A 14,511-nucleotide genomic window follows, 5' to 3' on the forward strand; every position below is an offset into this window, starting at 1 on the left:
GCCTCCTGGCCGATGCCGCCGACGCGGTCGGCCTGCCTGACGATCCGGAATTCCGTTCGGCCTTCATGGGCTATGTCGAATGGGGATCGCGCCTGGCCAAGATGAACTCCAATCTCGGCGAAACCTGCGATCCGCAGACGGAACCGATGCCGGCCTGGGGCTGGGGTGTGCCGGGCGGCCCCTATCAGCCACCGGGTACAAACTAGCGTCCAGTCGCCATGGAGGTGTTGGGCTGATGCCGGAAGATGTGAAGATCATACGTTGGCGCGAGTGGGACGGACCGGGTCTCGAACATTTGGTGCTGCAGGAGCGGGCAGGGGAGGTCTCGGCCGACTCTGTCGCAGTCTGCTCCGGGCAAACGCCTTTTGCCGTCCGTTACCGCATCGTTTGCGATGTCGGCTGGCACGCCAGGCGTGTCGTTGTCGATATGATCGGTAGCGGCCGCACGCTTGTTCTTGCCGCCGATGGCGATGGTCGCTGGACCAGGGACGGCCTGCCGATGCCGGAGCTCGATGGCATTTTCGATCCCGACCTGACCATCACGCCGTTCACCAACACGCTGCCGATCCGGCGATTGCAGCTTTCCGCCGGGCAGAGTGCCGAGATAACCACTGCCTTCATCGACTTCCCCGCCCTCACGGTCGTCGCCAACCCGCAGCGCTACACATGCCTCGAAGAGGGCAGGCGATATCTCTATGAATCGCGCGCCAGCGACTTCAGGCGGGAACTTGAAATCGACCGCAACGGGCTGGTTGTCGACTATCCCGATTTCTGGCGCAGAGGTTAAGGCGTGTTTGCATGCAAACCGCTCTTTACAGAGCGTGCGGAAGCTTTTAGGAAGCGCCTGCTGCGCCGACATGCGCACGTACGGGCATAGCTCAGTTGGTAGAGCGGCGGTCTCCAAAACCGCAGGTCGTAGGTTCGAGCCCTGCTGCCCGTGCCATTCCCTGAATGGCATTCAACCCAATGTCTCGCCGTTTCGGAATGGCGTTCAAAACGATATTTCCATGGTCCGGCCTTTGAAAATCGGCGACCCGCTTGCCATATAGGGTCGATTGGGGCATAAGAGCGCCATAGCCGGGACGGAACGACTGGATGGTTCCGAGGCGGTGTTTGGTCATAAAGCGGAGACTTGCCACTTGCGTGGATCAAGAATCGGTTTTATGTAGACGAAACAGACACGCGACGCGTGGAGCTGGGAAACCGGCTTTACGCGTCTGATTTGCATGGGCGAAATGATTGCGCTGATTCGGCGCGAAATTCGCTCAGGCGGCACGTCCCGGCCAGCGGGATCATCCAGGAGACCCGGCCAACGGGTCTTGAAGACAGAGCGGCATATGGCTTCGAAAACCACAAATCCTTTCGTCTTTCTCCAGCAGGTTCGCGCGGAGACCGCCAAGGTGACTTGGCCGTCGCGGCGCGAAACGATGATCTCGACGGTGATGGTTCTGGCCTTCGCAGTGATCGCGATGATCTTTTTCTTCACCGCTGATCAGCTCATGGGCCTCGCGGTCGAACAGATTCTGGGCATCGGACGCTAAGTCCGGCGATTACGGAGAAGTCTTGAAATGACCGCGCGCTGGTACATCGTCCACGCCTATTCGAACTTTGAAAAGAAGGTCGCCGAGGATATCGAGAACAAGGCCAAGCAGAAGGGCCTGTCTGCCGACATCCACCAGATCGTGGTTCCGACCGAGAAGGTCGTCGAAGTTCGCCGCGGCCGCAAGGTCGATGCCGAGCGCAAGTTCTTCCCGGGCTATGTGCTGCTGAAGGCCAATCTGACCGACGCCGTGTTCTCGCTGGTCAAGAACACGCCGAAGGTCACCGGCTTCCTGGGTGACTCCAAGCCGGTGCCGATCACCGAGGCGGAAGCGCAGCGCATCCTGAACCAGGTGCAGGAAGGCGTCGAGCGGCCCAAGCCCTCGGTCACGTTCGAGATCGGCGAAGCGATCCGCGTTTCGGATGGTCCCTTCGCGTCGTTCAACGGTTTCGTCCAGGAAGTGGACGAGGAGCGGGCGCGGCTCAAGGTGGAAGTTTCGATCTTCGGGCGCGCCGTGCCTGTCGATCTGGAATTCGGGCAGGTCGAAAAGGGCTGATCCGAAATCCCTGAAGCCGGTTTGGCGGTCAGGGGAGGCGGCGCGGAAGCGCGGCCTGAGAACGGTGGGAGACGAATGCGGCTTTAGCCGGCCGCATGGATCGCACCACCAGACTGCAACCGCCGGCATGACCGGCATAGACAAAGGCAGGAAAAGAGATGGCTAAGAAAATTGCAGGCCAGCTCAAGCTCCAGGTGAAAGCGGGATCGGCTACGCCGTCTCCCCCGATCGGCCCGGCGCTTGGTCAGCGTGGCATCAACATCATGGAGTTCTGCAAGGCGTTCAACGCGCAGACCCAGGAAATGGAAAAGGGATCGCCGGTTCCGGTTGTCATCACCTACTATCAGGACAAGTCCTTCACCTTCGTCATGAAGACGGCGCCGGTGAGCTACTTCCTGAAGAAGGCGGCGAACCTGACCTCTGGTTCCAAGGAGCCGGGCAAGGTCAAGGCCGGTACGGTTTCGCGTGACAAGGTCCGCGAGATTGCCACCGCGAAGATGAAAGACCTGAACGCAAACGACGTCGAAGCGGCCATGCGCATGGTCGAGGGCTCCGCCCGCTCGATGGGTCTGGAAGTGGTGGGCTAAGATCATGGCAAAGATTGCAAAGCGTGTATCGAAGACCCGCGAAGGCATCGATCCCAACAAGGCTTATGCCCTGGGTGATGCGCTGAAGCTGCTCAAGGACCGTTCCTCGGTGAAGTTCGATGAGACCATCGAAGTCGCCATGAACCTCGGCGTCGACCCGCGCCATGCCGACCAGATGGTCCGCGGCGTGGTCAACCTGCCGAACGGCACCGGCCGCTCGGTACGTGTCGCCGTGTTCGCCCGTGGCGACAAGGCCGACGAAGCGCGCGCCGCCGGCGCCGACATCGTTGGTGCCGAGGATCTGGTCGACATCGTCCAGAAGGGCACGATCGATTTCGATCGCTGCATCGCCACGCCGGACATGATGCCGCTGGTCGGCCGTCTGGGCAAGGTGCTCGGCCCGCGCGGCATGATGCCGAACCCGAAGGTCGGAACCGTCACCACCGACGTTGCCGCCGCCGTCAAGGCGTCCAAGGGCGGCGCCGTCGAGTTCCGTGTCGAGAAGGCTGGCATCGTCCATGCCGGCGTCGGCAAGGTCTCGTTCGACGTCAAGGCCCTGGAAGAGAACATCCGCGCCTTCGCCGATGCGGTGACCAAGGCAAAGCCGACTGGCGCCAAGGGCAACTACGTCAAGAAGGTGTCGGTCACCTCGACGATGGGCCCGGGCCTCAAGCTCGACGTCGCGACGCTCAACGCGTCCTGATACGAACATTTGGATCGGCCGCCAAGCGGCTGATCCGCAAGTGAATTCCGGACTTCCGACTTGTCGGCGGCCCGGTACCGGAAGCCGAAAGGTTTCCGGACATCCTGTCCGAGATTGCAGGCGGCCCAGAAGCCTTAATTCGATTTGGGCCTGCATGAGACGGGTGAAGACCGGACAACGGAGCGATTGCTCCAATGAAAGGTTCGAACCGTGTTTGCCTTTTGTCTGCGCATCGCCGGCTTGACTGTCGATGTGGCGAAAGGGGGCAGGATCCTCGAGCGTCGTTCGGGAGATCCGTTACTGGATGGCCCGGCCGACAAAAGGCAACCCGACGCCTGTCCTCGTCAATGGGATGTTCCCGTTAACAGGATTGGGGTCAACTGGAGATAGGCAGTGGACAGAGCGGAAAAACGCGAACTCGTCACGGGCCTGAACGGTGCGTTCTCGAACGCAGGTTCAGTGGTCGTGGCCCACTACGCCGGTATCACCGTCGCGCAAATGAACGACCTTCGGTCGAAAATGCGCGCTGCCGGTGGCACCGTCAAAGTCGCGAAGAACCGTCTCGCCAAAATCGCTCTTCAGGGCACGGACTCCGCATCGATCATCGAGCTGTTCAAGGGACAGACGCTGATTGCTTATTCGGAGGATCCGATTGCGGCGCCGAAGGTCGCGTCCGATTTCGCCAAGGGAAATGACAAGCTCGTCATTCTCGGCGGCGCAATGGGCACCACCTCGCTCAATGCCGACGGTGTGAAGGCACTCGCCACACTTCCGTCGCTCGATGAGCTGCGCGCCAGGCTGGTTGGCATGATCGCCACGCCGGCAACCCGGATCGCCCAGATCGTCAATGCGCCAGCGGCCTCGGTCGCGCGCGTCATCGGCGCTTACGCCCGGAAGGACGAGGCGGCATGAGGCCGTTCCTCGCTATCACAAACACACGTTCGAACCTTATGAAGGAACACAACAATGGCTGATCTCGCAAAGATCGTAGACGACCTTTCGAAGCTGACCGTCCTCGAGGCGGCCGAGCTGTCGAAGCTTCTGGAAGAAAAGTGGGGCGTTTCGGCTGCTGCTCCGGTGGCGGTTGCCGCTGCTGGCGGCGCTGCGGCCGCTGCTGCTCCGGCCGAGGAAAAGACGGAATTTGACGTCGTCCTCACCGACGCAGGCGCTCAGAAGATCAACGTCATCAAGGAAGTCCGCGCCATCACCGGTCTTGGCCTCAAGGAAGCCAAGGATCTGGTTGAAGCGGCTCCGAAGCCGGTCAAGGAAGCCGTTTCCAAGGCCGACGCTGACAAGTTCAAGGCCCAGCTGGAAGCAGCCGGCGCCAAGGTCGAACTGAAGTAAGCGTAAAAGCGGCGGGCGGCCTCGCGCCGTCCGCCACTCCCTTCGCCCGAAGGGAGAGCGCGTAACGCGAGATCTGCGAGAACCTCTTTCCTGAGGGCCGAAAACCGGCCTTCAGGAAACGGGTTTTCTCCCGTTCTAGCCGGCCGCCGACAGGCGCCGGGAAAACAGACAGAGGGTTGCCGCCAAGGTGGCCCAGTATGCAAGGCGAGCCGCGGCGAGGCTCGTCCCGAGTTTAGAGCTAAGGAGCGACGATGGCCCAGACCCAGACTTTCAATGGCCGCAGACGCGTACGCAAGTTCTTCGGAAAGATTCCGGAAGTTGCGGAGATGCCGAACCTGATCGAGGTTCAGAAGGCATCCTATGACCAGTTCCTGATGGTGGCGGAGCCCAAGGGTGGGCGTCCGGACGAGGGGCTGCAGGCCGTTTTCAAGTCGGTCTTCCCGATCTCCGATTTTTCCGGCTCCTCCATGCTGGAGTTCGTGAAGTACGAGTTCGAAGGACCGAAATTCGACGTTGACGAATGCCGTCAGCGCGACCTCACCTATGCCGCGCCGCTCAAGGTGACGCTGCGCCTCATCGTGTTCGATATCGACGAGGACACCGGCGCCAAGTCCATCAAGGACATCAAGGAGCAGGACGTCTACATGGGCGACATGCCGCTCATGACCTTGAACGGCACCTTTATCGTCAACGGCACCGAGCGCGTCATCGTTTCGCAGATGCACCGTTCGCCGGGCGTCTTCTTCGACCATGACAAGGGCAAGTCGCACTCGTCGGGCAAGCTTCTGTTTGCCGCGCGCGTCATCCCGTATCGCGGTTCGTGGCTCGACATCGAGTTCGATTCCAAGGACGTCGTGCACGCCCGCATCGATCGCCGCCGCAAGATTCCGGTGACGTCGCTGCTGATGGCGCTCGGCATGGACGGCGAAGAGATCCTGTCGACCTTCTACAACAAGATCACCTACAAGCGTGCCGGCGACCATTGGCGCATTCCGTTCAACGTCGAGCGTTTCCGCGGCCTCAAGGCTGTCGGCGACCTGGTCGATGCCGATACCGGCGAAGTCGTCGTCGAGGCCGGCAAGAAGATCACCGCACGCCAGGCACGGGCGCTTGGCGAAAAGGGTCTGAAGGCGATCAAGGCGACCGACGAGGACCTGCTCGGCAACTATCTGGCCGAGGACATCGTCAACTACGCCACCGGCGAGATCTTCCTCGAGGCCGGTGACGAGATCGACGAGAAGACGCTGAAGGTGCTGCTCGGCACCGGCGAAGAGGAGATCAAGGTTCTCGACATCGACCACGTCAATGTCGGCGCCTATATCCGCAACACGCTCAACGTCGACAAGAACGAGAGCCGCCAGGACGCGCTGTTCGACATCTATCGTGTCATGCGCCCCGGCGAGCCGCCGACGCTTGAAACCGCCGAAGCCATGTTCAACTCGCTGTTCTTCGATAGCGAGCGCTACGATCTGTCGGCCGTCGGCCGCGTCAAGATGAACATGCGCCTCGAGCTGAAGGCCGAGGACACCGTGCGCGTGCTGCGCAAGGACGACATCCTGGCCGTGGTCAGGACGCTGGTCGAACTGCGCGACGGCAAGGGCGAGATCGACGACATCGACAATCTCGGCAACCGCCGCGTGCGTTCGGTCGGCGAGCTGATGGAAAACCAGTACCGCGTCGGCCTGCTGCGCATGGAGCGCGCGATCAAGGAGCGTATGTCCTCGATCGAGATCGACACGGTCATGCCGCAGGATCTGATCAACGCCAAGCCGGCGGCTGCCGCCGTGCGCGAGTTCTTCGGTTCCTCGCAGCTGTCGCAGTTCATGGACCAGACCAACCCGCTGTCGGAGATCACCCACAAGCGCCGCCTCTCGGCGCTTGGACCGGGCGGTCTGACCCGCGAGCGCGCCGGCTTCGAAGTGCGCGACGTGCACCCGACGCATTACGGCCGCATCTGCCCGATCGAGACGCCGGAAGGCCCGAATATCGGTCTGATCAACTCGCTGGCCACCTTCGCACGCGTCAACAAGTACGGCTTCATCGAGAGCCCGTACCGCAAGATCGTCGACGGCAAGCTGACCAATGACGTCGTCTATCTCTCGGCGATGGAAGAGGCCAAGCACCATGTCGCGCAGGCCAACGCCGAGCTCGACAAGAACGGTGGTTTCGTCGACGAATTCGTCATTTGCCGCAGTGCCGGCGAAGTGATGATGGCGCCGCGCGAAAACGTCGATCTGATGGACGTGTCGCCCAAGCAGATGGTGTCGGTGGCCGCGGCCCTGATCCCGTTCCTGGAAAACGACGACGCCAACCGGGCTCTGATGGGCTCGAACATGCAGCGTCAGGCCGTGCCGCTGGTGCGCGCCGAGGCGCCGTTCGTCGGCACCGGCATGGAGCCGATCGTCGCCCGTGACTCGGGCGCCGCCATCGGCGCCCGCCGCGGCGGCATCGTCGACCAGGTGGACGCGACGCGTATCGTTATCCGCGCCACCGAAGATCTCGATCCGGGCAAGTCCGGCGTCGATATCTACCGGTTGATGAAGTTCCAACGTTCGAACCAGAACACCTGCATCAACCAGCGTCCGCTGGTTCGCATGGGCGACCGGGTCAACAAGGGCGACATCATCGCCGACGGTCCGTCGACCGAGCTCGGCGATCTGGCGCTCGGCCGCAACGTGCTGGTCGCGTTCATGCCGTGGAACGGCTACAATTACGAGGACTCGATCCTCCTGTCCGAACGCATCGTCGCCGACGACGTCTTCACCTCGATCCACATCGAGGAGTTCGAGGTCATGGCGCGCGATACCAAGCTTGGACCGGAGGAAATCACGCGCGATATCCCGAACGTCTCGGAAGAAGCGCTGAAGAACCTCGACGAAGCCGGCATCGTCTACATCGGTGCGGAAGTTCAGCCGGGCGACATCCTGGTCGGCAAGATCACGCCGAAGGGCGAAAGCCCGATGACGCCGGAAGAGAAGCTTCTGCGCGCCATCTTCGGCGAAAAGGCGTCCGATGTGCGCGACACCTCGATGCGCATGCCTCCGGGCACATTCGGCACCGTCGTCGAGGTGCGCGTCTTCAATCGCCACGGTGTGGAGAAGGACGAGCGCGCCATGGCGATCGAGCGCGAGGAGATCGAACGCCTCGCCAAGGACCGCGACGACGAGCAGGCCATTCTGGACCGTAACGTCTACGCGCGTCTTTCCGACGTGCTCGTCGGCAAGGAAGCGATCGCTGGACCGAAGGGCTTCAAGAAGGGCTCGACGCTGTCCAAGGATACGCTCGACGAGTATCCGCGTTCGCAGTGGTGGCAGTTTGCCGTGGAGAACGAAAAGCTCCAGAGCGAGCTGGAAGCGCTGCGTGGCCAGTACGACGATTCCAAGAAGGCGCTCGAGCAGCGTTTCATGGACAAGGTCGAGAAGGTCCAGCGCGGCGACGAAATGCCTCCGGGCGTCATGAAGATGGTCAAGGTCTTCGTGGCCGTGAAGCGCAAGATGCAGCCCGGCGACAAGATGGCCGGCCGTCACGGCAACAAGGGTGTCGTGTCGCGGATCGTTCCGGTGGAGGACATGCCTTTCCTCGAGGACGGCACGCATGCCGATATCGTGCTCAACCCGCTGGGTGTGCCGAGCCGCATGAATGTCGGCCAGATCCTGGAAACGCATCTGGGCTGGGCATGTGCGGGCATGGGCAGGAAGATCGGCGAGCTGATCGACACGTACAAGGCAGCCGGCGACATCAAGCCGCTGCGCAAGACGCTCGAGAGCTTCATCCCGGCCAACGACCGCAACGAGCCGGTTCGTGACTATGACGACGAGAGCATCGTTCGCCTCAGCGAGCAGATGCGCCGCGGCGTCTCGATCGCGACCCCGGTGTTCGACGGCGCGCATGAGGCTGACATCAACATCATGCTGGAGCAGGCGGGCCTGCACAGCAGCGGTCAGTCGCAGCTCTATGACGGACGCACGGGCGAGCCGTTCGATCGCAAGGTGACGATGGGCTACATCTACATGCTCAAGCTTCACCATCTCGTGGACGACAAGATCCACGCGCGTTCGATCGGTCCGTACTCGCTCGTCACCCAGCAGCCGCTGGGCGGCAAGGCGCAGTTCGGTGGCCAGCGCTTCGGCGAGATGGAGGTCTGGGCGCTGGAAGCGTACGGCGCCGCCTACACGCTGCAGGAAATGCTGACGGTGAAGTCCGACGACGTCGCCGGCCGTACCAAGGTCTACGAGGCGATCGTGCGTGGCGACGACACCTTCGAGGCCGGCATCCCGGAGAGCTTCAACGTTCTCGTCAAGGAAATGCGGTCTCTCGGCCTCAACGTCGAGCTGGAGAACACCAAGCTCGACGACAACCCTGTCCGGCTGCCCGACGCGGCCGAGTAAGGCAATGGCGCGCCACGGCTGTCCGCGGCGCGCCTCGAGCATGATCCCGAAAAGTGGCTACCGGTTTTCGGACAGGATCATGCTCAACCAGGAAGAATTCGACGGCCAGTGGCCGACAAAGACGGCGGGCGTTTGGCTCGCGACTAGATGCAAGGGATCTTCGAGGATCCCGAAAAGGAGAACGGCATGAACCAAGAGGTCATGAATCTCTTCAATCCGCAGGCGCCTGCGCAGGTGTTCGATTCCATCCGGATATCGCTTGCCAGCCCTGAGAAGATTCTGTCCTGGTCTTTCGGCGAGATCAAGAAGCCGGAGACCATCAACTACCGCACCTTCAAGCCGGAGCGTGACGGTCTGTTCTGCGCGCGCATTTTTGGCCCGATCAAGGACTATGAGTGCCTGTGCGGCAAGTACAAGCGCATGAAGTACAAGGGCGTCATCTGCGAGAAGTGCGGCGTCGAAGTCACGCTGTCGCGCGTTCGCCGCGAGCGCATGGGCCATATCGAGCTGGCGGCACCGGTCGCCCATATCTGGTTCCTGAAGTCGCTGCCGTCGCGCATCGGCACGCTGCTCGACATGACCCTGAAGGACATCGAGCGCGTCCTCTACTTCGAGAACTACATCGTCACCGAACCTGGCCTCACCGCGCTGAAGGAGCACCAGCTGCTCAGCGAGGAAGAGTACATGATCGCCGTCGACGAGTATGGCGAGGATTCGTTCACCGCCATGATCGGCGCCGAGGCCATTCATGACCTCCTGGCCGGCATGGACCTGGAGAAGATCGCCGGCGACCTGCGTTCGGAACTGGCGTCGACCACCTCCGAGCTGAAGCAGAAGAAGTATCTGAAGCGGCTCAAGGTCGTCGAGAACTTCATGGAATCCGGCAATCGTCCGGAATGGATGATCATGAAGGTGGTTCCGGTGATCCCGCCGGACCTGCGTCCGCTCGTCCCGCTGGACGGCGGCCGCTTCGCCACGTCGGATCTGAACGATCTCTATCGCCGCGTCATCAACCGCAACAACCGCCTGAAGCGGCTGATCGAGCTGCGCGCCCCCGGCATCATCGTGCGCAATGAAAAGCGCATGCTGCAGGAAGCCGTCGATGCGCTGTTCGACAACGGCCGCCGCGGCCGCGTCATCACCGGCGCCAACAAGCGCCCGCTGAAGTCGCTGTCCGACATGCTCAAGGGCAAGCAGGGCCGGTTCCGTCAGAACCTGCTCGGCAAGCGCGTCGACTATTCCGGCCGCTCGGTCATCGTGACCGGTCCGGAGCTCAAGCTGCACCAGTGCGGCCTGCCCAAGAAGATGGCGCTCGAACTGTTCAAGCCCTTCATCTACGCCCGTCTCGACGCCAAGGGTTACTCCTCGACCGTCAAGCAGGCGAAGAAGCTGGTCGAAAAGGAGCGTCCGGAAGTCTGGGATATCCTCGACGAGGTCATCCGCGAGCATCCGGTGCTGCTGAACCGTGCGCCGACGCTGCACCGTCTCGGCATCCAGGCGTTCGAGCCGATCCTGATCGAAGGCAAGGCGATCCAGCTGCACCCGCTGGTCTGCACGGCCTTCAACGCCGACTTCGACGGCGACCAGATGGCCGTTCACGTGCCGTTGTCGCTGGAAGCGCAGCTTGAAGCCCGCGTGCTGATGATGTCGACCAACAACATCCTGCACCCGGCTTCCGGCGCGCCGATCATTGTGCCGTCGCAGGACATGGTTCTGGGTCTCTACTATCTCTCGATCGTCAACCAGAACGAGCCGGGCGAGGGCATGGTGTTTGCCGACATGGGCGAACTCCAGCACGCGCTCGAGACCAAGGCGGTGACGCTGCACTCCAAGATCAAGGGTCGTTTCCGCACGGTCGACGCCGAAGGCAAGGTCGTGTCGAAGATCCATGACACCACGCCTGGCCGCATGATCATCGGCGAGCTTCTGCCGAAGAACGTCAACGTGCCTTACGAGACCGCCAACCAGGAGATGACCAAGAAGAACATCTCCAAGATGATCGACACCGTCTACCGCCACTGCGGTCAGAAGGAGACGGTCATTTTCTGCGATCGCATCATGGCGCTCGGCTTCAGCCATGCCTGCCGCGCCGGCATTTCGTTCGGCAAGGACGACATGCTGATCCCGGATGCCAAGATCAAGCTGGTCTCCGACACCGAGGCTTTGGCCAAGGAATACGAGCAGCAGTACAATGACGGTCTGATCACGCAGGGCGAGAAGTACAACAAGGTCGTCGACGCCTGGGCCAAGTGCTCGGAAAAGGTCGCCGACGAGATGATGGCCCGCATCAAGGCGGTCGAGTTCGAGGACAATGGCCGTCAGAAGCCGATGAACTCGATCTACATGATGTCGCACTCCGGTGCGCGTGGCTCGCCCACCCAGATGCGCCAGCTTGCCGGCATGCGCGGCCTTATGGCCAAGCCGTCGGGTGAAATCATCGAGACGCCGATCATCTCGAACTTCAAGGAAGGCCTGACCGTGCTCGAGTACTTCAACTCGACCCACGGCGCCCGCAAGGGTCTGGCCGACACCGCCTTGAAGACGGCGAACTCGGGTTACCTCACCCGTCGTCTGGTCGACGTGGCGCAGGACTGCATCGTCAACTCCGTCGACTGCGGCACCGACAAGGGCCTCACCATGCAGCCGATCGTCGATGCCGGTCAGGTCGTTGCTTCGGTCGGCCAGCGCGTGCTGGGCCGTACGTCGCTCGACGACATCACCCATCCGGTGTCGGGCGAGATCCTGGTCAAGGCCGGAACGCTGATGGACGAGCGTGACGTGGAACAGATCGAAAAGGCCGGCGTCCAGTCGGTCCGCATCCGCTCGGCACTGACTTGCGAAGTCAGGGTTGGCGTCTGCGCGGTCTGCTACGGTCGCGATCTGGCCCGCGGCACCCCGGTCAACCAGGGCGAAGCCGTCGGCGTCATCGCGGCGCAGTCGATCGGCGAGCCGGGCACCCAGCTCACCATGCGTACCTTCCACATGGGCGGTACCGCGCAGGTGGTGGACAGCTCGTTCCTTGAAGCCTCGTATGAGGGCAAGGTCGAGATCCGCAACCGCAACGTGGTGCGCAACTCCGACGGCCAGCAGATGGTCATGGGCCGCAACATGGCGGTGCTGATCCTCGACGAAGCCGGCAAGGAGCGCGCCTCGCACCGTCTCACCTATGGTTCGCGCATCTTCGTGGACGATGGTGACAAGGTGAAGCGCGGCCAGCGTATCGCCGAGTGGGATCCCTACACGCGTCCGGTCCTCACCGAAATCGAGGGCAGGGTGTCGTACGAGGATCTGGTCGACGGCATTTCCGTTCAGGAAACGACCGACGAGTCGACCGGCATCACCAAGCGTGAGGTCATCGACTGGCGCTCGACGCCACGTGGCAACGACCTGAAGCCGGCGATTGCGATCCAGGACGCCAAGGGCAAGGTCGGCAAGCTGTCCAAGGGCGGCGACGCCCGCTTCCTGCTCTCGGTCGAGGCCATTCTTTCGGTCGAGCCGGGTTCGCAGGTTCGCCCCGGCGACGTTTTGGCGCGTATTCCGATGGAAAGCGCCAAGACCAAGGACATCACCGGCGGTCTGCCGCGTGTTGCCGAGCTGTTCGAGGCACGTCGTCCGAAGGATCACGCCATCATCGCCGAGATCGACGGCACGATCCGCTTCGGCCGCGACTACAAGAACAAGCGTCGCATCATCATCGAGCCGCATGACTCGACGCTTGAGCCGGTCGAATACCTGATCCCGAAGGGCAAGCCGTTCCATCTCCAGGACGGCGACGTCATCGAGAAGGGCGACTACATCCTCGACGGCAACCCGGCGCCGCACGACATCCTGGCGATCAAGGGCGTGGAGGCACTTGCTTCCTACCTCGTCAACGAGATCCAGGAAGTCTACCGTCTGCAGGGCGTGTCGATCAACGACAAGCACATCGAGGTGATCGTTCGCCAGATGCTGCAGAAGGTCGAGATCACGGTGCAGGGCGATTCGACCTACATCCCGGGCGATCATGTCGACGTGATCGAACTGGAAGAGGTCAACGAGCGTCTGGTCGAGGACGGCAAGAAGCCGGCCGAAGGCCTGCCGGTGCTGCTCGGCATCACCAAGGCATCGCTGCAGACGCCGTCCTTCATCTCGGCCGCCTCCTTCCAGGAGACGACGCGAGTGCTGACGGAAGCTGCCGTTGCCGGCAAGACCGACATGCTGCAGGGCTTGAAGGAAAACGTCATCGTCGGCCGGTTGATCCCGGCCGGTACCGGCGGCACGATGAGCCAGATCCGGCGCATCGCCACCTCGCGCGACGAACTGATCATCGACGAGCGCCGCAAGGCCTCGGGTGCGGAAGTCGCCGAGCCGATGCTGGCCGACATGACCACCGCCGCGCAGTAAGCGCGGACGGCAACGATCTCAGGCAATAAGGCCGTCGGGGCAACCCGGCGGCCTATTTCTTTGTGCTATTCGGACACCCTCTCGAAGCGAAGCAGATCGCCCGGCTGACAGTCGAGATAGTCGCAGATGCGCTCCAGCGTGTCGAACCGGATACCCTTGACCTTTCCCTGCTTCAAAAGGGAAAGATTGGCCTCGGTGATGCCGACATATTCGGCCAGGTCCTTTGACTTCACGTTTCGTTCGGCGAGGACGACATTGAGCCTGACCCTTATGGGCATGAGCTGATCCTCATCAGATGAATTGCGCGTTTTCTTCGGCGAGTGCCGATGCCTCGGCCATGACCCAGGTGATGACAGCGACGATGCAAGCTGCCAGCAAGGTCAGCATCGTGTCGCTGTCGAGACCGAGCGTCAGCCGGTGCTGGCCGGCAGGCGCGTCCCAGCTGAGCAGAACGGACAATGCCGCCGCCGAAACCGGTTTCAGCAAGGCGGATGCCAGCAGGCCGAGGCCAAAGTATCGCAAATTGCTGATGGCGCCCTGACCGAAGAAGTTGCCGGACGCGAAAGCGCCGAAGCAGCGCCTTGCGGCCATGAGCGCGAAGACGAGGCAGGCAAGCGGCACGAACGAGATCGCGAACCCGACCAGTCTTCGACCGAGGCCAAGCTCGCTCAGCCATTCCTGTGGGATTTGCGCATCGGCCGCGATCGAACTGGCGGAGACGCTGAGCCAGTAGAACAGCAGACCGATGGTCAGCAATATGGCGAGGACGACAAAACACCTCGCCAGCACTAGGCTGAAAAGTCGGATGCGTCTCAATCTAAGCTGGCGGGCAGGATCGGCAGGGACAGCCGTGATGACAGGTTCAATCATCGCCGTTATCACTCCATTGTAATGAATTATCGTTTTACAATAATTTGTTTATGCGTAATGATGATTCTTGTCAATTCCTCATCACAGGAGAAACCTATGCCTTCGTTCAAACGCCGGATTGCCGTGGCAGCCATCGCGAT

General features: G+C 61.8%; 11 protein-coding genes, 1 tRNA gene and 1 pseudogene. 11 read left to right on the forward strand and 2 right to left on the reverse strand.

Annotated elements, in window-relative coordinates; translation table 11 throughout:
* From EN994_RS03265 to rpoC, 11 genes and pseudogenes are all read left to right on the forward strand, one after another.
* Positions 1-206: pseudogene (locus tag EN994_RS03265) on the forward strand (globin); the annotation flags it as partial.
* Between the two features lie 29 nt (positions 207-235).
* A complete protein-coding gene (locus EN994_RS03270; protein ID WP_063168072.1) occupies positions 236-787 on the forward strand; it encodes a putative glycolipid-binding domain-containing protein in 552 nt (183 codons plus the stop codon).
* An 80-nt stretch (positions 788-867) separates the two neighbouring features.
* A tRNA-Trp gene (locus tag EN994_RS03275) sits at positions 868-943 on the forward strand.
* A gap of 394 nt (positions 944-1,337) precedes the next feature.
* Entirely contained in the window at positions 1,338-1,541 is a 204-nt protein-coding gene (gene secE, locus EN994_RS03280; RefSeq protein ID WP_013531408.1) for a preprotein translocase subunit SecE, read from the forward strand.
* Between the two features lie 27 nt (positions 1,542-1,568).
* Positions 1,569-2,096 carry a transcription termination/antitermination protein NusG gene (gene nusG, locus EN994_RS03285; protein WP_013531409.1) on the forward strand — a complete coding sequence of 176 codons (528 nt, stop codon included), beginning with the start codon at positions 1,569-1,571 and terminating at the stop codon, positions 2,094-2,096.
* Positions 2,097-2,254: 158 nt separating this feature from the next.
* Positions 2,255-2,683 carry a 50S ribosomal protein L11 gene (rplK, locus tag EN994_RS03290; protein ID WP_013531410.1) on the forward strand — a complete coding sequence of 143 codons (429 nt, stop codon included), beginning with the start codon at positions 2,255-2,257 and terminating at the stop codon, positions 2,681-2,683.
* A 4-nt stretch (positions 2,684-2,687) separates the two neighbouring features.
* A complete protein-coding gene (gene rplA / locus EN994_RS03295; RefSeq protein ID WP_013531411.1) occupies positions 2,688-3,386 on the forward strand; it encodes a 50S ribosomal protein L1 in 699 nt (232 codons plus the stop codon).
* A 393-nt stretch (positions 3,387-3,779) separates the two neighbouring features.
* Positions 3,780-4,298 carry a 50S ribosomal protein L10 gene (gene rplJ / locus EN994_RS03300; protein ID WP_013531412.1) on the forward strand — a complete coding sequence of 173 codons (519 nt, stop codon included), beginning with the start codon at positions 3,780-3,782 and terminating at the stop codon, positions 4,296-4,298.
* A gap of 54 nt (positions 4,299-4,352) precedes the next feature.
* Entirely contained in the window at positions 4,353-4,730 is a 378-nt protein-coding gene (gene rplL / locus EN994_RS03305; protein WP_013531413.1) for a 50S ribosomal protein L7/L12, read from the forward strand.
* A 251-nt stretch (positions 4,731-4,981) separates the two neighbouring features.
* Positions 4,982-9,118, forward strand: coding sequence for a DNA-directed RNA polymerase subunit beta (gene rpoB, locus EN994_RS03310; protein WP_013531414.1), 4,137 nt, complete (start codon positions 4,982-4,984; stop codon positions 9,116-9,118).
* A 186-nt stretch (positions 9,119-9,304) separates the two neighbouring features.
* The gene (gene rpoC / locus EN994_RS03315; RefSeq protein WP_127307397.1) at positions 9,305-13,501 is read left to right on the forward strand and encodes a DNA-directed RNA polymerase subunit beta'; all 4,197 of its coding nucleotides are present in this window, start codon (positions 9,305-9,307) and stop codon (positions 13,499-13,501) included.
* A 65-nt stretch (positions 13,502-13,566) separates the two neighbouring features.
* Here the strand turns inward: rpoC and EN994_RS03320 are convergent, their stop codons facing one another.
* Entirely contained in the window at positions 13,567-13,779 is a 213-nt protein-coding gene (locus EN994_RS03320) for a helix-turn-helix transcriptional regulator (RefSeq protein WP_013531416.1), read from the reverse strand.
* 13 nt (positions 13,780-13,792) lie between these two features.
* The gene (locus EN994_RS03325; protein WP_063168071.1) at positions 13,793-14,371 is read right to left on the reverse strand and encodes a DUF2975 domain-containing protein; all 579 of its coding nucleotides are present in this window, start codon (positions 14,369-14,371) and stop codon (positions 13,793-13,795) included.
* Positions 14,372-14,511 lie beyond the last annotated feature (140 nt).

This window comes from Mesorhizobium sp. M7A.F.Ca.CA.002.09.1.1 (genome assembly GCF_003998555.1).
Classification (GTDB): Bacteria; Pseudomonadota; Alphaproteobacteria; order Rhizobiales; family Rhizobiaceae; genus Mesorhizobium; species Mesorhizobium ciceri.

Bases quoted from the DNA above. Each gene is read 5' to 3' on its own strand.
- EN994_RS03270 (WP_063168072.1), top strand. From the start codon at position 236: ATGCCGGAAGATGTGAAGATCATACGTTGGCGCGAGTGGGACGGACCG.
- secE (WP_013531408.1), top strand. From the start codon at position 1,338: ATGGCTTCGAAAACCACAAATCCTTTCGTCTTTCTCCAGCAGGTTCGC.
- nusG (WP_013531409.1), top strand. From the start codon at position 1,569: ATGACCGCGCGCTGGTACATCGTCCACGCCTATTCGAACTTTGAAAAG.
- rplK (WP_013531410.1), top strand. From the start codon at position 2,255: ATGGCTAAGAAAATTGCAGGCCAGCTCAAGCTCCAGGTGAAAGCGGGA.
- rplA (WP_013531411.1), top strand. From the start codon at position 2,688: ATGGCAAAGATTGCAAAGCGTGTATCGAAGACCCGCGAAGGCATCGAT.
- rplL (WP_013531413.1), top strand. From the start codon at position 4,353: ATGGCTGATCTCGCAAAGATCGTAGACGACCTTTCGAAGCTGACCGTC.
- rpoB (WP_013531414.1), top strand. From the start codon at position 4,982: ATGGCCCAGACCCAGACTTTCAATGGCCGCAGACGCGTACGCAAGTTC.
- rpoC (WP_127307397.1), top strand. From the start codon at position 9,305: ATGAACCAAGAGGTCATGAATCTCTTCAATCCGCAGGCGCCTGCGCAG.
- EN994_RS03320 (WP_013531416.1), bottom strand. From the start codon at position 13,779: ATGCCCATAAGGGTCAGGCTCAATGTCGTCCTCGCCGAACGAAACGTG.
- EN994_RS03325 (WP_063168071.1), bottom strand. From the start codon at position 14,371: ATGATTGAACCTGTCATCACGGCTGTCCCTGCCGATCCTGCCCGCCAG.